General features: G+C 72.8%; 17 protein-coding genes. 3 read left to right on the top strand and 14 right to left on the bottom strand.

Features of this window, described 5'->3' with window-relative positions; translation table 11 throughout:
• The first annotated feature begins 18 nt into the window (after window positions 1-18).
• Both QJS33_RS06995 and QJS33_RS07000 read left to right on the top strand, forming a co-directional pair.
• The gene (locus QJS33_RS06995; RefSeq protein ID WP_306367041.1) at window positions 19-1008 is read left to right on the top strand and encodes a hypothetical protein; all 990 of its coding nucleotides are present in this window, start codon (window positions 19-21) and stop codon (window positions 1006-1008) included.
• Window positions 1005-2330, top strand: coding sequence for an adenylosuccinate synthetase (locus QJS33_RS07000; RefSeq protein WP_306367042.1), 1326 nt, complete (start codon window positions 1005-1007; stop codon window positions 2328-2330). Before QJS33_RS06995 ends, QJS33_RS07000 begins: the two co-directional genes overlap by 4 nt.
• A 377-nt stretch (window positions 2331-2707) precedes the next feature.
• On the opposite strand, the gene QJS33_RS07005 is transcribed toward QJS33_RS07000, so the two are convergent.
• Window positions 2708-3214 (bottom strand): hypothetical protein, encoded by a 507-nt coding sequence (locus QJS33_RS07005; protein ID WP_306367043.1) that lies wholly within the window; start codon window positions 3212-3214, stop codon window positions 2708-2710.
• Window positions 3215-3443: 229 nt separating this feature from the next.
• On the opposite strand from QJS33_RS07005, the gene QJS33_RS07010 reads away from it, so the two are divergent.
• A complete protein-coding gene (locus QJS33_RS07010; RefSeq protein ID WP_306367044.1) occupies window positions 3444-3872 on the top strand; it encodes a PPOX class F420-dependent oxidoreductase in 429 nt (142 codons plus the stop codon).
• A gap of 68 nt (window positions 3873-3940) precedes the next feature.
• Here QJS33_RS07010 and QJS33_RS07015 read toward each other — a convergent pair whose 3' ends face one another.
• The 13 genes from QJS33_RS07015 to QJS33_RS07075 all read right to left on the bottom strand — a co-directional run bounded on the left by QJS33_RS07015 (window position 3941) and on the right by QJS33_RS07075 (window position 17762).
• Window positions 3941-4690 (bottom strand): YebC/PmpR family DNA-binding transcriptional regulator, encoded by a 750-nt coding sequence (locus QJS33_RS07015; protein ID WP_306367045.1) that lies wholly within the window; start codon window positions 4688-4690, stop codon window positions 3941-3943.
• On the bottom strand, window positions 4687-5295 hold the full coding sequence (gene pdxT, locus QJS33_RS07020) for a pyridoxal 5'-phosphate synthase glutaminase subunit PdxT (RefSeq protein WP_306367046.1): 609 nt from the start codon (window positions 5293-5295) through the stop codon (window positions 4687-4689). The genes QJS33_RS07015 and pdxT overlap by 4 nt, the downstream gene beginning before the upstream one ends.
• A gap of 75 nt (window positions 5296-5370) precedes the next feature.
• Window positions 5371-6282 (bottom strand): pyridoxal 5'-phosphate synthase lyase subunit PdxS, encoded by a 912-nt coding sequence (pdxS, locus tag QJS33_RS07025; protein WP_306367047.1) that lies wholly within the window; start codon window positions 6280-6282, stop codon window positions 5371-5373.
• Between the two features lie 187 nt (window positions 6283-6469).
• Window positions 6470-7018, bottom strand: a complete 549-nt coding sequence (locus QJS33_RS07030) for a hypothetical protein (protein ID WP_372339606.1) — start codon at window positions 7016-7018, stop codon at window positions 6470-6472.
• A gap of 33 nt (window positions 7019-7051) precedes the next feature.
• A complete protein-coding gene (locus QJS33_RS07035; protein ID WP_306367048.1) occupies window positions 7052-8182 on the bottom strand; it encodes a glycosyltransferase family 4 protein in 1131 nt (376 codons plus the stop codon).
• A gap of 9 nt (window positions 8183-8191) precedes the next feature.
• A complete protein-coding gene (locus QJS33_RS07040) occupies window positions 8192-9157 on the bottom strand; it encodes a phosphatidylinositol mannoside acyltransferase (protein WP_306367049.1) in 966 nt (321 codons plus the stop codon).
• Between the two features lie 20 nt (window positions 9158-9177).
• Window positions 9178-9888 carry a phosphatidylinositol phosphate synthase gene (gene pgsA / locus QJS33_RS07045; RefSeq protein ID WP_306367103.1) on the bottom strand — a complete coding sequence of 237 codons (711 nt, stop codon included), beginning with the start codon at window positions 9886-9888 and terminating at the stop codon, window positions 9178-9180.
• 319 nt (window positions 9889-10207) lie between these two features.
• Window positions 10208-10777, bottom strand: coding sequence for an HIT domain-containing protein (locus QJS33_RS07050; protein WP_306367050.1), 570 nt, complete (start codon window positions 10775-10777; stop codon window positions 10208-10210).
• 89 nt (window positions 10778-10866) lie between these two features.
• On the bottom strand, window positions 10867-12525 hold the full coding sequence (locus QJS33_RS07055; protein WP_306367104.1) for a DUF885 domain-containing protein: 1659 nt from the start codon (window positions 12523-12525) through the stop codon (window positions 10867-10869).
• A gap of 124 nt (window positions 12526-12649) precedes the next feature.
• Complete coding sequence (locus tag QJS33_RS07060) at window positions 12650-13243, bottom strand: ATP/GTP-binding protein (RefSeq protein ID WP_017572034.1); 594 nt, start codon at window positions 13241-13243, stop codon at window positions 12650-12652.
• Between the two features lie 34 nt (window positions 13244-13277).
• Window positions 13278-13694 (bottom strand): DUF742 domain-containing protein, encoded by a 417-nt coding sequence (locus tag QJS33_RS07065; protein ID WP_370634665.1) that lies wholly within the window; start codon window positions 13692-13694, stop codon window positions 13278-13280.
• Between the two features lie 98 nt (window positions 13695-13792).
• Window positions 13793-14194: a roadblock/LC7 domain-containing protein gene (locus tag QJS33_RS07070; RefSeq protein WP_073376201.1), complete on the bottom strand. Its 402-nt coding sequence runs from the start codon at window positions 14192-14194 to the stop codon at window positions 13793-13795.
• Between the two features lie 232 nt (window positions 14195-14426).
• The gene (locus QJS33_RS07075) at window positions 14427-17762 is read right to left on the bottom strand and encodes a nitrate- and nitrite sensing domain-containing protein (protein WP_306367051.1); all 3336 of its coding nucleotides are present in this window, start codon (window positions 17760-17762) and stop codon (window positions 14427-14429) included.
• Window positions 17763-18419: the final 657 nt, after the last annotated feature.

Here is an 18419-nt window from a genome sequence, read left to right on the forward strand (position 1 = left end):
GACACGAGGAGAACCACCATGGGAAGCAGCAGCTGGTCCACCGACGCCTACCACGCCCGCAAGGCCTACAACGCCTCCGCCGGACGCAGCGACTTCGGCTACACCGACGACGTGCTGTCGTCCGTCCCCCGCAACAAGTGGAAGGTCCACGAGAAGCTCGACCCCAAGGGCGTCACGGTCCGCGAGAGCCGCGACTCCGACGAGCACCCCGAATCCCTGGCCATCTCGGTGCTGTTCGACGTCACCGGTTCGATGGGGCGCGTCCCCCGCGTGCTCCAGACCAAGCTGCCCGCCCTGTTCGGCCTGCTGCTGCGCAAGGGCTACGTGGAGCACCCGCAGATCCTGTTCGGCGGGATCGGCGACGCCACCTGCGACCGGGCCCCGCTCCAGGTCGGCCAGTTCGAGTCCGGCAACGAACTGGAGGAGGACCTGAACAACATCCTGCTGGAGGGCGGTGGCGGCGGGCAGGTCACCGAGTCCTACGAGCTGGCCATGTACTTCATGGCCCGGCACACCGCCATGGACTGCCTGGACGAGCGCGGACGCAAGGGCTACCTGTTCCTCATCGGCGACGAGAAGGCCTACGGCAAGGTCAAGGCCCGCGAGGTGCGCGAGGTCATCGGCGACGACCTGGCGGAGGACATCCCGTTCCCGCAGATCCTCGCCGAGCTGCGGCGCAGGTTCGAGGTGTACTTCATCATGCCGAGCGGCAGCAGCCACTTCACCAACAACGACGTCCGGTCCTTCTGGGACACCCACCTGGGCCAGAACGTCATCCACCTGGAGGACCTGGGCGCGGTGTCGGAGACCATCGCGGTGACGATCGGCCTGTCCGAGGAGGCCATCGACCTGGAGGAGGGCCTGTCCGACCTCGCCGACGCCGGGTCCGACGCCGGCGACGTCGTGGGCCGGGCGCTGGCGCCGCTGGCCGGGCCGCGCGGCTCCATCGTGCGCTCGACCGGCCTGCCCGGCGGCGACACCCCGGCCCCGGGGACGGACCGGCTGTGAACACCCCTGAGTGGGCCGACACCTCGGCCGTCGTCGTCGACCTGGGGTTCGGCGACGCGGGCAAGGGTGCGACGGTCGACCTGCTGTGCGCGCGGCGGCGCTACGGCGCCGTCGTGCGCGCCAACGGGGGCGCCCAGGCCGCCCACAACGTCGTGGCCCCGGACGGACGCCACCACACGTTCTCCCAGTTCGGCGCGGGAACCCTGGTGGGCGTGCCCACGCACCTGTCCCGGCTGATGGTGGTGGACCCCTTCGCGCTGGCCGCCGAGGGCGTCCACCTGGCGTCCCTCGGTGTTCCGGACCCGTTCGCCCTGGTCACGGTGGACGCCCGGGCGCTGGTCGCCACCCCCTGGCACCAGGAGGCCAACCGCGTCCGCGAACGCGCCCGGGGCGGCGGCCGCCACGGGTCGTGCGGGATGGGCGTGGGCGAGGCGATGGCCTACGCCCTGGCCCGCCCCGAGGACGCCCCCACGGTCGGCGACTGCCGCGAACCCGCCCGGCTGCGCCGCAAGCTGCACCGGCTGGCCGACCACCTGGACGGGCTCCGCCGCGAACTCGGCGCCACCGGCGACAGCCCGGACATCGAGGACTGCGTCGCCGCCTACCGCGACTTCGCCCACCGCATCCGCATCGTGGACGATGCCCACCTGCCCGGGCTGCTCTCCCGCGCCCCGGTCGTGTTCGAGGGCGCCCAGGGGGTGCTGCTGGACGAGTGGCACGGCTTCCACCCGCACACCACCTGGTCCACGACCACCACCGCCAACCCGCTGGCGCTGCTGGCCGAAGCGAACGCCGATGCCCGCCGCATCGGTGTCGTGCGCTCCTACACCACCCGGCACGGCGCGGGACCGTTCCCCACCGAGGCCCCCGAACTCGCCGCGCTGCTGCCCGAGGCGCACAACGGGACCCACCCCTGGCAGGGAGCGTTCCGGGTGGGCCACCTGGACCTGGTCGCCCACCGCTACGCGCTGGCCGCCACCGGCGGGGTGGACTCCCTGGTGGTCACGCACGCCGACCGGGCCGACCGGGTCCGCCGCTGCACGGGCTACACCGACCCGGCGGGACGCCCCCTCCGGATCACCCCGGGCGACGCCCCGGCGCCCAGCCACCCGCTGCACCCGGCCCCCGGCCGCCTCGACGCCCGCGCCGACGCCCACCTGCGCCGCCAGGCGGCCCTGGCGGACGCCCTCGCCACGGCCCGCCCCGTCCTGGCCGACGGCCCCACCACGCCCGAGGCGATCGCCGACGCCCTGGAGACCCCGCTGGAGGCGGTCTTCTCCGGCCCCACCCGCGCCGACGCCCGCCTCACCGCCCCGGCCTGATCGTCGCCCTGATACAGGAAGGCCCCCTCCGCAGGGGCTCAAGGCCGCACGAGGCCTCCCGCCCCGACCCCGGGGGAGTCCCCGGTCTGGAACCCTCACCACAGCCGGCGGGCACCGCGCACCCCCCACCGCAAGAGGTGGGGACGGCATGAGGCCTCCCGCCCCGACCCCAGGGGGTTGCCCACCTGCCCGGGAACCTGGCCGCAACCCGTCCCCTCCCGGAGCCCTGGCCCCGGCCGGAGGGCATCGTGTCCCCCCGCCGCCGGGGTGTGGCCGGGCTGGGACCGGTACCCCGGTCGGGTGGACGCCCCCGCGGCGAAGATCGAGAAGCGCCCTGCCCGAAGCCGCTGCGCCGACGCCTCCGCGCGGAGGCGTTCTCAGACGGCGGTGAGGTGGTAGGTGGTGTCCACCCAGAAGTCGTTACCGGTGTCGGCCTTGATCTCCAGGACGTAGCCGCCCGGGCTGAGCCCGGCGATCCCGCCCCACAGGCCCCACGTGCACCACCGGGTCCACAGCGGGGCACGGAACGTCCCCTGGAACTCCTGGAGGGGCAGCGGCACACCGTTGAGGTGCGCCGACGCCCGCTCCACCGGCATCGACCGGGGCCGTCGGGAGTACTCGGTGTCGTGGTACATGTTCAGCACCGGGAAGAACACCGGGCGCCCGGCGGGCACCTCGCAGCGGCGCGCCACCCGGCCGCCGTAGGTGCCGGCGAGGAACCACAGGTCATCGGGCTGGTTGACCGCCGCGTGGGCGCCGGTGTGGTCCTGCACGGGGTCGCGCCCCTCGGGGGCCGACCACACCCACTTCCACCAGCGGCCCGAGAGCGCGACGCCCTCGCGTTCGCCGATCCGCCACGTCCCGTCGGGCACGACCTCGCCCATGACACCTCGTTCCTCACGTCCGGCCGCCCGGGGGTGGACGGCACGGGGATGGTACCGATGGACCTTTTACCACGATCGCCCCGGGTCGACCGACAGCGCCCCGTCCCGGTGACCCCGACGAATCATCGCTCCGGCGGGTCGGGGGCACCGGTGGGGGCGGCGGCCCGGGGGCGGCAACGGGACCGTGGCGTTCCCGGCCGGGGCCGGGGCCTGCGCCTAGGCTCGCCGCATGACGACTTCACTCAGCGATCCCCGGGTCCGCGACTTCCTGGGCACCGGCACCCGTACCGGCAAGCTGGCCTACACCGCCTCCGACGGCAGGCCGCTCGTGGTGCCGGTGTGGTTCATCGTCGAGGGCGAGGAGGTCGTGTTCAACACCGGCGCGGCCTCGGCCAAGGGCCGGGCCGTCGGCCGCGACCCCCGGGTGTCGCTGTGCGTGGACCTGGAGGAGCCCCCGTACGGGTTCGTGCAGGTCCAGGGCGAGGCGCAGGTCTCACAGGACCCCGGCGAACTGCTGCGCACCGCCACCGCGATCGCCGCCCGGTACATGGGAGCGGACAAGGCGGAGGAGTACGGCCGCCGCAACGGCGTGCCCGGGGAGCTGGTCGTGCGCGTCCGCCCGACCAAGGTCATCGCCGGGTTCGACATGACCGGCTGAAGCACCCCGAACGCCGGTGGCCGCACTCCCGGGCGGGGGTGCGGCCACCGGCGTCGTGACGGGTCGGGTCAGCCGAGCTCGGCCATGACCTCGTCGGGGATGTCGGCGTTGGTGAAGACGTTCTGCACGTCGTCGGAGTCCTCCAGGACGTCCACCACGCGCAGGACCTTCTTGGCGGTCTCGGCGTCCACCGGGACCTCCATGGTCGGCAGGAAGCTGGACTCCGCCGACTCGTAGTCGATGCCCGCCTCCTGGAGCGCGGTGCGCACCGGGACCAGGTCGGTGGCCTCGCAGACGATCTCGAAGGCCTCGCCGATGTCCTCGACCTCCTCCGCGCCGGCGTCCAGGACCGCGAGGGTGACGTCGTCCTCGGTGGTGCCCTCCTTGGGCACGATCACGACGCCCTTGCGGTTGAACAGGTACGACACCGAACCGGCGTCGGCCATGTTGCCGCCGTTGCGGGTGACCGCCACGCGCACCTCGGAGGCGGCGCGGTTGCGGTTGTCGGTGAGGCACTCCACGAGCAGGGCGACACCGCCGGGGGCGTAGCCCTCGTACATGATGGTCTGCCACTCGGCGCCGCCGGCCTCCTCGCCGGAGCCGCGCTTGCGGGCGCGCTCGATGTTGTCCAGGGGGACCGAGTTCTTGCGGGCCTTCTGGATCGCGTCGTAGAGCGTGGGGTTCCCGTCGGGGTCACCGCCACCGGTGCGCGCCGCCACCTCGATGTTCTTGATCAGCTTGGCGAAGAGCTTGCCCCGCTTGGCATCGATGACGGCTTTCTTGTGCTTGGTGGTGGCCCACTTGGAGTGGCCGCTCATGCGTGTCCTTTCACGATGTCGACGAAGAGGCGGTGGATCCGCGCATCGCCGGTCAGTTCGGGATGGAAGGACGTGGCCATCAGGCCGCCCTGTCGTACGGCGACGATCCTACCGGCCTCGTCGGGGCCGGGTACGGTGCCGAGCACGGTGACGTCGGGGCCGACGGCCTCCACCCACGGCGCCCGGATGAACACCGCGTCGAACGGTCCGCCGTCCAGCGCGTCGATGCGGACGCCCGTCTCGAAGGACTCGGTCTGGCGGCCGAACGCGTTGCGGCGCACCGTCATGTCGATCCCGCCGATCGTCTCCTGGTCGGCGGTGCCCCCCAGGATACGGTCGGCGAGCATGATCATCCCGGCGCACGTCCCGTAGGCGGGCATCCCGGCGCGGACGCGCTTGCGCAGCGGTTCCAGCAGCCCGTACCGGACGGCCAGCTTGGACATCGTGGTGGATTCCCCGCCGGGGATCACCAGGCCGTCCACGGTGTCGAGGTGCTCGGGTGACAGGACCTTGGCGGTGTGCACGCCGAGGGTGTCGAGAACGCGCTGGTGTTCGGCGACGTCCCCTTGGAGGGCCAGGACGCCGATGGTGGGTCTGTGGGTCACGTACGTCCTCACTCTGTACCGTCTGAACGTGGAGGGGCGGACCGGGGCGGCGCGGGCCGCCCCGGTCCGGGGCCGTTACCAGCCGCGCCCGGCGTAGCGCTGGGAGTCGGACAGCTCGTCCAGGTTGATGCCGACCATGGCCTCGCCCAGGCCGCGCGAGACGCGCGCGATGACGGCGGGGTCCTCGTAGTGGAGGGTGGCCTGCACGATGGCGTCGGCGCGCTTGGCCGGGTCGCCGGACTTGAAGATGCCCGAGCCGACGAACACGCTCTCCGCGCCGAGCTGGCGCATGAGGGCGGCGTCGGCGGGGGTGGCCACACCGCCCGCGGAGAACAGCGGAACGGGGAGCTTGCCCAGCTCGGCCACCTCCTTGACGATGTCGTAGGGGGCGCGCAGCTCCTTGGCGGCGCCGAACAGCTCGGCCTCGTCCAGGGTGCCCAGGCGCTTGATCGCCGCGCGGATGGACCGCATGTGGCGGGTGGCCTCGACGACGTTGCCGGTGCCGGCCTCGCCCTTGGAGCGGATCATGGCCGCGCCCTCGGCGATGCGGCGCAGGGCCTCGCCCAGCTCGGTGGCGCCGCAGACGAACGGCACGGTGAACGCCCACTTGTCGATGTGGTGGGCCTCGTCGGCGGGGGTCAGGACCTCGGACTCGTCGATGAAGTCGACGCCCAGGCTCTGGAGGACCTGCGCCTCGACGAAGTGGCCGATGCGGACCTTGGCCATGACCGGGATCGAGACGGCCTCGATGATCCCGTCGATCATGTCGGGGTCGGACATGCGGGCCACCCCGCCGTCCTTGCGGATGTCGGCGGGGACGCGCTCCAGGGCCATGACCGCGACGGCACCGGCGTCTTCGGCGATCTTGGCCTGGTCCGGCGTGACGACGTCCATGATGACGCCGTTCTTGAGCTGCTCGGCCATGCCTCGCTTGACGCGCTGGGTACCGACGGCGTTGTCGGAGGTGGTCGCTGCGTTGTCAGCCACGGTGGTGGACTCCCGTCCCATCAAGTGTTTCCAGGGGAATGGGCGCGCCCGGACGGCGGCCGGCGTTCGCGCGTTGGGGGCGCGCCGACGCCTCGGCGCCGCGCACCCCGGGTCTCCCGGACCACCATGGTAGTTCCTCCCCCTCCGGGAGGCTTTGGCCAGATCGGTGTTTTCCCGGGCCCGGGCCTTACAGGGTGTCGGGTGCGGGCACCGGGGCCGGCCGTTCCGGCTGCCGGTCGTCGATCTCGAAGAAATCGGGCAGCGGTGCCCCACCGGCCAGGCGGAACAGTCGGACGACCCGGGAGCGGCGCGCCCGGCGGGTGTCGGTGACGGCGGCGTTGTAGAACACCCGGGCCAGCTGGACGCCCCTGGCGGCGACGGCCGCGTCGGGCAGCAGCCCCGAGGTGTCGGCGGCGCGCAGTACGGCGGGGTCGGCCAGGGTCCGGCGCAGGGAACGGGACAGGGCGCTCTCGGCGGGTTCGTCGCCGTCGGCCGCGGCGGCGGCCGCGGCCAGGTCGGCGCCGTGTTCGGGGCCGAGCGCGCGGGCCAGTCGGGCCGCGGTCTCCCGGCGCCGGTCCAGTGCGGTGCGCAGCCCGGTCCGGGCCCGGTCCACGCGCTGGTGGAGCCGGTGCAGCCGGGTGGCCCGCCAGGACAGGTAGAGGCCGCAGGCGATCACGGCGGCGAGCGCGCCGACCACCACGAGAACCGCCAGGGCCTGCTCGTTCACGGTGCGCACCCCCTCGTTCCCAGGTTACGGACCGGGGCGGCGTCAGTGGGCGCGGACACGCGACCGGTCCCCCACCAGGACGGTCTCGTAGACGTACACGATGTCGGCGGCGACGGTGTCCCAGTCGTAGGCCCGCACGGCCTCGCGGGCGGCCCGGGACAGGGCGGTCCGGCGGGCGGGGTCGTCGAGCAGGGCGTCGGCCCGGCGGGCCAGGTCCGCGGCGTCGCCGACGGCGAACAGCTCCCCGGCGCTGCCGCCGCCCAGGACGGCGGAGAACGCGGGGATGTCGCTGGCCAGGATCGCGGCACCGGCGGCCATGGCCTCGGTCAGGACGATGCCGAAGCTCTCCCCGCCCAGGTTGGGGGCGCAGAACAGGTCGGCGGAATGGTAGGCGCGGACCTTGTCCGTGTCGTCGAGGCGGCCGGTGAGGACGATGCGTTCGCGCAGCCGGTCGGGGACGGCGGCCAGCGCCGGGCCGGGGTCGCCGGGGCCGGCGACCAGCAGGCGCAGTCCGGGCCGGTGCGGGGCGAGCCGGGCGAACGCCGCCAGCAGCACGGCCAGCCCCTTGCGGGGTTCGTCCAGGCGGCCCAGGAAACCGATGGAGCCGCCCTCGCCGGGGAACCCGGGCAGCGGCGGGGCGTCGGCGAACCGGTGGACGGCCACCCCGTTGGGGATGAGCACGGCGTCGCCGCCGACGTGTTCGACCAGGGTCCGGCGGGCGGCCTCGGAGACCGCGATGCGGGCGTGGACCTTCTCCAGGGCCGAGCGCAGCGCGTGGGATCCGGCGGCCATCGCCCGTGAGCGCGGGTTGGCGGTGTGGAAGGTCCCCACCAGGGGTCCCTCGGCGGCCCAGCAGGCCAGCAGGGAGACGCTGGGCGCGGCGGGCTCGTGGATGTGCAGGACGTCGAAGTCGCCCCGGGTGATCCACCGGCGGACCCTGGCGGCCGTGCGCGGCCCGAAGCTCAGGCGGGCCACGGAACCGTTGTAGGGCACGGGCACGGGACGCCCGGCCGGGACGAGGTGGTCGGGCAGGGCTGCGGCGGCCCCGCCGACCGGGGCCAGGACCGAGACCTCGTGGCCGCGGGCGATGAGGGTGTCGGCGAGGTCGCCGACGTGCTGCTGCACCCCGCCGGGGACGTCCCAGGCGTAGGGGCAGACCAGACCGATCCGCATACCCATGGTCTACCCGGCCCGTCCGCCCGTACGGTCCAGGGCCTCCAGCAGGGCCGCCTCCTCCCGCCGGGAGCGGCGGGCGCGGTCCTCCTCCACGTCGCTCAGGAAGATCGGCTGGAGCATGTGCCAGTCCTCGGGGTGCTCGGCGATGGCGCCCTCGAACACCCGGATCAGGTCCTGGCTGGTGCCCCGGATCCGCTCGGAGCGGGTGGCGCCCCCGGCGACGGGGACCTCGTCGTGGATGCGGATGCACCAGTGCGGGCCGTCGTACCACAGGGAGACGGGCAGCAGGGCGGCGCCGGTGTTCATCGCCAGGGCGGCCGGTCCGGTGGGGACTCGGACGGCCTCCCCGAACAGCTCGACCTCCACACCGGTGCCGTTGATGTCGCGGTCGGCGAGCAGGCACACCAGGCCGCCGTCGCGCAGTCGGCGGGCGAGGGTGCCGACGGTGCTGGCGGCCCCGCCGGTCAGCGGCAGCACCTCCATGCCCAGGGACTCGCGGTGGGCGGTGAAGCGCCGGTACAGGCTCTCCGGGCGCACCCGCTGGGCGACGGTGGTGAGGGGGATGCCGCGCAGGGTGATCCAGGCGCCGGCGTGGTCCCAGTTGCCCATGTGGGGCAGGGCGACGACGGCACCGCGGCCGTCCGCGATGGCCTTCTCCAGGGTCTCGACGCCGGTGGCGCGCGTGTCGCCGAGGATGCGCTCGGGCGGCATCGCCGACAGCCGGAACATCTCGTAGAAGTAGCGCATGTAGGAGCGCATCCCCGCCCGGGACAGGGCGCGCAGCTGGGCGTCGGTGGCGTTCGGCCCGACCAGTCGGCGCAGGTTGCGCTCCAGGCCGCGGGTGCCCTCGTCGTGGGTCCGCCAGGAGCGGTCGGCGAGGCGGCGGAACACCGCCCGCCCCGCGTTCTCGGGGGCGCGGCCCACGGCCGCCCATGCCGCGGCGTAGGCCGCGGCGGCCACCCGTTCGTCCACGTCGTGCCCTCTTCCGGTGTCTAGCGCTGGTTGCCGGGTGCCGGTTCGGCGCCCTCGTCGGTGTCGTCGAGCAGGTCCGGGACGGTCCCCTGCGCGGTCTCCCCCGCGGTGCCGGCCCCGTCCTCCTGCCCGTCCGCCCGGTCCCGGGCGTCGATCTCGTTGAGCCGCGCCCGGGTCTCCAGCAGGCGCTGGAGGATGGTCAGCAGGCTCATCCCGGCCAGCACCCACAGGCCGCCCGCCAGGACGTAGGGGACGCCGAACTCGCTCAGGGCCACCGACACCAGGATGACGATGAGGCGCTCGGTGCGCTCGGCCACGCCGACGTCGCAGTTGACGCCCAGGCCTTCGGCGCGGGCCTTGATGTAGGACACCATGAACCCGCTGATCAGGCAGAACAGGGTGAGTCCGGCGAGCAGCGGGTCGTCCCCGCCGGCGATGAACCACCACAGCAGGCCCGCCAGGATGGCCGCGTCCGCGATGCGGTCGAGGCTGGAGTCGAGGAACGCGCCGAAGGCGCTCTCGGAGTCCTTGGCCCGGGCGACGGCACCGTCGAGCATGTCGAAGAGCACGAACACGGTGATGACCACGGAGCCCGCGTACAGCTCGCCGCGCGGGTAGAAGTAGAGGGCGCCGGCCACGACGCCGGCGGCACCGATGATGGTGACGATGTTGGGGGTCAGGCCGATCCGGGCCAGGCTGCGGCCGAGCGGAGCGGTGACCCTGGAGACCATGGGGCGAAGGATTCTCAGCATGTCGTCTAGTGCACCTCCCTCGGCGGAAGCCGGGGGATTTCCTGACGCACGCGACGCCCCGCCGGCCGACGGGCCTGCGGTCCGTGCGCGATCGACGCCAGCCGGGTCGGCACCGGCCCGGATGTCTGGGGTTCTGGGAGGTACCGCACGTGCGCGCACCGGGCGCGCACGGCGACGATCCTAACAGTCGGGTGCGGCGACGCGCCGCGAGCGGCGCGTCCTCGCACCGAACGAACGAATCCCGTCACCCCCGGGTTCCCCGGTCCCCTACCCGTACCCGTACCCGGGTCGGCCGGGATCAGTCGGAGGGCCAGTGCCCGGCGAGTGCGGCCCGGGTCTGCTCCAGGAGTTCGGGGAGCACCTTGGTGTGTCCGATGACCGGCATGAAGTTGGTGTCGCCGCCCCAGCGGGGGACGACGTGCTGGTGCAGGTGGGCGGCGATGCCCGCCCCGGCCGCCGCCCCCAGGTTCATGCCCACGTTGAACGCCTGGGGGCGGTAGGCGGCGGTGAGGGCCCGGATGCCCGCCTGGGTGAGGGTGGCGACCTCGGCGGTCTCCTGCTCGTTGAGGGCGGTGTACTCCGATACGTGGCGGTAGGGGCACACCAGCAGGTGGCCGCTGTTGTAGGGGTACAGGTTGAGGACGACGTAGGCGCTCTTGCCGCGGTGCACCACCAGGCCCTCGGGGTCGCCCAGGCCGGGGGCGCGGCAGAAGGGGCAGCCGTCCTCGGGGCGCGGGCCGACGGGCTTGTTCTCGCCCTTGATGTAGGCCATCCGGTGCGGGGTCCACAGCCGGTCCCAGCCGTCGGGTTCCCCGGTGCCCGCACCGGGGGCGCCGCCCCGCTCCTCGTAGCCGCTGCCGTCCGTCATCGCCGACCTCTCCGCGCCGTCGTGCCCTGTCGCGGACCCAGCATAGAAGCGCGGGGAGGGTGGCCGCGGCCGCAGGCCGGCCGGGGCGCTCAGAGGCCGAGCAGGGTGCGCAGGTGCCGGGGCGGCGGGGAGCCGTGCGCCAGCATCATGTCGTGCCGCTCGCGGTCGGACCGGCCGGGGTGGACGGCGGCCAGGTCGCGGGCGATGTCGGCGACCCCGGTGTGGCCCACGTAGTAGGTGGACAGCTGGGCGCTGGTGAGCAGGGCCCGGCGCCACTTCCCGGCGGCCTCGCCCTCCTCCTGGTGCCCGCGCTCGACGAGCAGCGCCATCGCCTCGGCCTCGGTGAGGTCGCCGGTGTGCAGGCGCACGTCCAAGACGGCGTTGAGGATCATCCGCAGCCGCATCTTGAGCTGCACCAGCCGCAGCACCGCGTTGTCGGCGGGGTCGTCGGACCAGCCGTGGCGGGCCATCAGCTCCTCGGCGTAGACCGCCCAGCCCTCGACGAAGGGGCCGCTCGACAGCACCCGGCCCACCCGCGTGCCGCCCCGGTGTCGGGAGGCGTGGGCGAGCTGGAGGGCGTGGCCGGGCATCGCCTCGTGGACCATGAGGTTGCGCAGCATCCCGGCGTTGTACTCGCGGAAGAACGATTCCCGGCGGGCGGCGGACCGGTCCTGCGGGGGCGGGGCCACCGCGACGAGCGTGGGGCTCTGCGCGGCCCGGGGGTCCAGCGGGCCGGGCGGGTCGCAGTACGCGACGGCGATCCCGCGCCGCGCCTCCGGCATGGGGACGACGCGGACGGGGTCGTCGTGCACGGTGACCAGGTCCAGTTCGCGCACCCGGCGGCCCAGGTGCGCCAGGGCGTCCTCGCACAGGGGCCGCACGGTGTCCGGGCCGCTCGCGTGCTCCGCGGCCACCCGGGCCAGCGCCTCGGCGGCCAGGCCGGCCGCGGGCGGGCGGCCGAGGTAGGCGGCCGACGCCTCGGCCAGGGCCTCCTCGGTGGCGATGAGGTCGCTCTCGGCGCGGACGAGCAACGCCTCGGGGGTCAGTTCGGAGTCGAGGGTGTACCAGAGCCGGGCGGCGTAGACCCGCTCGCCCAGGCGCGGGTCGGCGGTGGAGGTCTCCAGCCGCCCGGTCAGCCACTCCCCGTACTCCTCCACCGCCGCCAGGGCGGCCTCCAGGGCGTTCTCCAGGTCCGCGGGGGCGGCGCCGGGCTCCCGGGCGGCAAGGGCGGGCACGTCGTCGGAGAGGAGCGTGCGGGTGCCCTCCAGCCGGGCCAGGGCCGTCTCCACATGGACCCGGGACATGCCGGGGCCGGACCCCAGGCGCTCGCGGGCCACGGCCAGGTGGCCGGGCAGTGCGGAGCAGCGGGCGGCCAGTGCCGCCAGCCGGTCGGCCACGGGGAAGTGCTCGCGTTCCACCAGCGCGTACACGGCCTCGCCCGGGGAGTGCTCCAGGGGGTCCCGGGAGAGCGGGCGCAGCTCGGCGGTGTGCCACAGCTCGGAGCCGATCCGGGCGCGCAGGATCTCCAGGTCGACCCGGTCGCCCGGGGACAGCAGGTCGTCGTCGATGTCGTCGAGCGAACCGAGGGCGTCGGTGAGGAGCCGCGCCCGCCGCACGTCGGCCTCCTCGGAGCGGTCGGTGAGGCGGTCCGCGCCGCGCGGGTCGCCCAGGTCCAGGGCCCACTCCGGGTTCTCGTCGAGAAGGGCGTCGAGCACGCGCTCGGCGACCTCGCGGAAGCGGCCGGTCATCCCCGGCTCGGGATGGGAGGAAGAACTCATCCGCACATGATGCCAGGCAGCACGGACGCCCGGTTCCCGTCTGGCGGGAACCGGGCCGTGCACTGTGCGGGACCCCGGCCCGAATCGGTCTCCGCTAGCGCCAGGAGTTCTGGCCGCCGGTGGAGGTGGGCTGTCCTGCGGCGCCCTCGGGGTCCCCCACCGTGATGGCGTGCTCGACGAGGGTGATGAGCGTCGACTTGGTGGAGGCCCGGTCACGGGCGTCCACCTGGACGATCGGGATCTCCGGGCTGAGCGTGAGCGCATCCCGGACCTCGTCCGCGGCATGGGGGTAGTACCCGTCGAACCCGTTGATCGCCACGATGAAGGGCAGACGCGCCTCTTCGAAGTAGTCGATCGCGGGGAAGCAGTCCGCGAGGCGGCGGGTGTCCACCAGGACCACGGCGCCGATGGCGCCCTTGACGAGGTCGTCCCACATGAACCAGAACCGGTGCTGTCCGGGCGTGCCGAACAGGTACAGGATCAGGTCCGAATCGAGAGACACACGGCCGAAGTCCATGGCGACGGTCGTGGTCTGCTTGTCCGGCGTCTTGGCGAGGTCGTCGACCCCGACGCTGGCGCTGGTCATGACCGCTTCGGTGGTCAGCGGCACGATTTCGGAGACGGAGCCCACGAATGTCGTCTTCCCGACACCGAAGCCCCCGGCGACGACGATCTTGACCGACGTCATCGCGTTCCCCCCAGCACCGCCTTCCTCGGCCGGGCTAGAGCTTGCGAAGTCCACTGAGCACCCTTTCAAGCAGGTTGGTGTTCGGGCGGGCGTCGTTGTTGAGCGAAGACCTGATCTGGACCAGTCCCTGCTCGGACATGTCCGCCACAAGCACCCGCGCCACGCCGAGAGGCATCCGCAACAGCGCGGAGATCTCCGCCACGGAGCGCCACTCCCGGCACAGGTCGCTGATCGCCTGCCATTCGGGCGTCAGCGTGCCTGACTCGTTGAGGGCCGTCGTCGTCGTCGAGATCAGAGCTTCCAGGGGAAGCTGCGACTTCGGCTTGGTGCGGCCCTTGGTCACCGCGTAGGGGCGGACCAGAGAACTGGGCGCGCTTCCCGCTGCGGATCGTTGATCGTACGGTTGTTGGATAGGTCGAGGAACATCTCCGCCGCCCGGAACCGCCGGGATCCCCCCTGTGGGGGGACCGCTCGGCTGTTGTCCGAACCACGAGGCGCTCCCGGCATCTCTACTGTGAGGTGCCACCACTTCCTCCTGTCGGTGGTGGATCAGTGGATTCCCGAGGTGCGCGCCGCTGGTGTCAGCGCCCGCCCCGCCCGCTCGACGAGCAGGGTCATCTCGTACGCGACCAGACCGAGGTCGCTCTCCGCGGACGCCAGTACCGCCAGGCAGGAGCCGTCGCTGATGGCCATGATGAGCATCAGCCCCCGCTCCATCTCCACGACGGTCTGGGCGACCGCTCCACCCTCGAACACCCGGGCCGCGCCCTGGGTCAGGCTGGACAGGCCGGAGGCGATCGCCGCCAGCTGGTCCGCACGGTCGGCCGGGAATCCCGCGGACGACGCCAGCGGCAGACCGTCGGACGAGACGACGATCGCGTGGGCGACATCGGGTACCCGGTCGGCAAAGTCAGTGATCAACCAGTTGAGTTCATTCACCTGTCGACTCATCTGATCTCCTGTCCAAGTTCGCCGGCTGGTCTCTTCGGCACTGCTACCGCCGGCACGGCATGTGACAGCACTGCCTCTGCAACTGCCCGGACCCTCCCGTGGGGGTGGCCGGGAGCCTGGTGTTCGATTCTCTTCGAGCGACGGGTGTGACGCGTCCGAGAAGCTCGGTAGATGCTATTGCATCCTGCTTCCCTGGATAAGAGGGACCCTGCCCCGCCGTTGTCCACTCCGGTCACCCCTCCGACTGCCCGTCGCCCAGGCGGCTGCGGCCGTCGCGGACGCCCTTCTGGAAGCCCGAGAACCGGTTGCGGACGCGATCCGCGCTGCGGGTCGGCATCTGCTTGAAGTTCTCCGGCTTCGGTGCGGTCCCAGGGACAAGGTTTGCCTTGGGAACCCGTTTTGGCAACCCCGAGGTGGTCAGCCCGCCCGCGATGGGCTCGGCCGCCGACCTCGCGGCCTTCCAGCCGCGGTCGGCCGCGGAGTTCCACTCCTGCTCGGAACCGGTCTCCGGTTCCGCGGCCCGGGCGGCCTGCGGGGCCTGGGCCGGGGCCGCGGTCGCGGCGGGGGTCGCCGGAGCGGCCGGGGCCGCGGGCGCCGCCGGGACCTGGCGGATGGGGCCGGTCTCGGTCACGTCCACCGTGGGCCCGCCGCCGGTGCGGCGGCGGAACCAGTTGGACTCGATGGCGTCGAAGATCGGCAGCGAGTCGTTCTCCTCGCCGCCCGGCGTGGGCGGGACGACCGTGTTGCCGGCCGGGCCCTGGGCCGCGCCGTAGCGGCGGGAGAGGTAGGCCGTGGAGCCGTAGCCCTCGCGGTTGTCCCCGTTGCCGTTGCCCGAGCGCCACGATCCGGTGTCGTTCGCGGCCGGGGGCCGCTGCCCGCCGGTGGTCCAGTCCGTGGAGGACGGGGCCGCCGGGGCGGACGAGGCGGAGACGGCCGGGAAGGTCTCGGTGTCGGGCTCGTCCCGCCGGCGTCCGGTGTCGGCCGAGGAACCGTTGCCCGAGAGGGCGTCGGACGCGGGGCGCTCGGAGCGGCCGCCGCCGAAGGCGTCGTAGCTCTCGGGCTCGGGGCGGCGGAACGCACCGGTGTCGGACGGTCGGCGGAAGGCCCCGGTGTCGGTGGGGCGGTCGAACGCACCGGTCTCGGTCGGTCGGCTGAAGGCCCCGGTGTCGGTGGGGCGGCTGAACGAACCGGTGTCGGTGGCGCGGTCCACGGGGCGCTCGAAGAGCGACCCGCCGGTCTCCTCGCGCGGCGCCGGGTCGAAGAGGCTGTGGCCGGTGCTCTCGGGCGCCGGGGCGGCCTCCTCCGGGGTGTCGTAGGGGTCCACGACACGGCGGTGCGAGCCGGTCTCGCCGGAGAGCGCACCGGAGCCGCCGGTGGTGCCCCACACGTCGGAACCGGTGCTCTCGGTCCCGGCGGAGGAGTCCGTGTTCCACAGGTCCTGGCCGCTGGGCGGGTGCTCGTCGGCGCGCGACGACGTGCCGGGCTGGCGCTTGGGCAGTCCGGCGCCGAGGTCGGCGCCGGCGCCCTGGGACTGCCAGGCGTCGGTCGGCTCGGGTGCGGCCGGGCCGGAGGCGAAGGCCGCCTCGGCGTCGGCGTAGGTGTTCGGGGTGCCGGGGGAGAGCTCCAGGCGGCTGTCGGCGCCGCCCAGGGCGTGCTGACCCTCGACCGGGGTGATGAGCAGGTCCGGCGGGAGGACGACGACCGCGGTGGTACCGCCGCCGTGCGCCTCCTTGAGGTTCATCCGGATGCCGTGGCGGTGGGCCAGGCGCGAGACCACGAAGAGGCCCATGCGGCGCGAGACCGCGACGTCGATGACCGGCGGGGAGGCCAGGCGGGCGTTGATCGCCGCCAGGTCCTCGGCGGCCATGCCGATACCGCTGTCGGTGACGTCGACCTGGACGCCGCCGTTGTCGAGGGTCTTGGCGCTGACCAGGACCTCGGTGTCGTGCGGGGAGAACGAGGTCGCGTTCTCCACCAGCTCGGCGACGAGGTGGATGACGTCGTTGACCGGGCGGCCCAGCACCGAGATGTGGGAGGGGGCGCGGACGTTGACGCGCTCGTACTGCTCGACCTCGGAGACCGCGCCGCGCAGCACGTCGACCAGCGGGACCGGCTGGGCCCACTTGCGCGTGTTGTCCTGCCCGGAGAGGACCAGGAGGTTCTCGTTGTTACGGCGCATGCGCGTCGCGAGGTGGTCGAGCTGGAACAGGTCGGACAGGCGGTCGGAGTCCTGCTCGGACTGCTCCAGACCGTCGATCAGGCGCAGCTGCCGTTCCACCAGGGTCTGGCTTCGGCGTGAGAGGTTGACGAACATCGCGTTGACGTTGCTGCGCAGGGCGGCCTCGTCGGAGGCCAATGTCAGGGCCACGCGGTGGACGTCGTCGAAGGCCCGGGCCACCTCGCCGATCTCGTCGTGCGTGTCGACCTCGATCGGGGCGACCCTGACGTTCTCGGGGACCGCTCCGGCCTCCTGCATCCGGTTGATCGCGTCCGGCAGGTCGCGCTCGGCGACCCGGCGGGCGCCGTCCTCCAGGGTGCGCAGCGGGCGCACCAGGGAGCGGACCACCAGGGAGGTGAGGACGAACACGGCCAGGAGCACGCCCGCGACGACGACGAGGTCGATCAGGGCCCGGGTGAGCGCGGTGGCGCGCAGCTCGGCGGCGTCGTTCTGGATGCCCTCGGCGACCTGTTCCTCGACGTCCTGGAGCTTGCCCAGGGCGACCCCGGCGATCTCGATGTAGTCGTCGGGACCGTCGTTGGAGGTGACACCGCTCAGATCCGCGTTGCGCTCGGCGCGGTACATGACGCGCATGCGCATCGTCGAGACCTGGCTGACCTGGAGGCCGGTGAAGTTCTCGTCGAAGATGTCGCGCTGGGTGGGCGAGGCCGCCTGGACGAAGTTGGAGATCTCGTTGTCGTAGCGCGCGCGGCTGGAGTCGATCGCCTCGGCGATACCGCCGGTCATCGAGTTGCGGTAGAGCGAGTGCGCCATCAGCGCGGTCTCGTACGACAGCTGGTCGCGGGCGTTGGACAGGGCCGTCAGCGTGCGGACGCTCTCCCGCAGTTCGGTGTCGCCGGTCTCGTCGGCGATCGTCTGGTTGAACTCGGTGAGCGACCGCGTGATGGTGCGGTACTTGGTGACGACGGGCAGCACCGTGATGCGGGTGTCGTCGACCTCCTCGCGCAGCGAGTCCAGCGTGGTGAGCTGGGTCCGCATGTTGTTGAGGCGCGTGTTGGCGAGGCTGCCGTCGACCTCGCCGATGTCCTCCAGGCGCACGCTGAGCTTCTGCTGGAGATCACGGGTGGCGGCGCGCTCCTCCTCCAGGATCTGGCGCTTGTCGTCGGAGCGACGCTCCGGATCCGGGTCGTCGGAGATGTAGACCGAACTGGCGCTGCGTTCGCGACCGAGCTGGTTGGCCAGCTGCACGATCAGGACGCCGACCTCGGCGCGGTCCTCGATGTGCGCGTGGGTGACCGTGGAGACCGCGGCCTCGTAGACCCGCAGGCCGCCGAGGGCGAGAGCCACGGCGGTGGGAATGACGATGAGGGCCACCAGGCGGGAACGCACCCGCCAGTTACGTGGCCTCCACCAATCGGGTCTGCGCTGAGGCGCGGCATCGGCATGTTCGGCCTGCGCTGCCTCGCTCTGCGCGCTGGCCCCGTTCTTCGTCGCTCGTGTCGACACGGACCCTCGCAACCTTTCGTGTCACCGCCGTGAACGGCTGTCGGTACCCAGGGCCGACCGCTCCGGCCCGAGGAGCACTCGGGCGCATCGGCATGGACCACTGGTGGCCACCGAACCGGTAAGCGGTGGGGAATGTGGGGAGATGTGAAGACTGTCCGCCGGACTCGCCTGGGAGGAGAGGAGCCGCCCACCCGACCAAAGAGTTCCAGCGGGTGCGCGTGCGGTGGATAGCGTATCAATGGGGGCGAAGGGATCGCTGCGGTCGTTCAGGCGCCACCGAGCAAGATCATCTTCACCCACCGGACCCCATAATGCCGTCATTGTCGGCATTATTACCAATCTGCCTGGTCAGCCACGGGGACCGAAACCCGACCAGATGCTCGGGTAACTTTTTGGACACACCATCAGCTTCCCCATCAAGACCACCCTGACATGACATCGTGACATTACGTACACGCAGGTCCGGGGGAGGAAGCGGGCATGTGCGCAGCATTGCGCCCAAAATCGGGCACACTGAGTAATGACCGAAAAGCGGAACGT

It is taken from the genome of Nocardiopsis sp. CC223A (assembly GCF_030766825.1).
Lineage (GTDB): Bacteria > Actinomycetota > Actinomycetes > Streptosporangiales > Streptosporangiaceae > Nocardiopsis.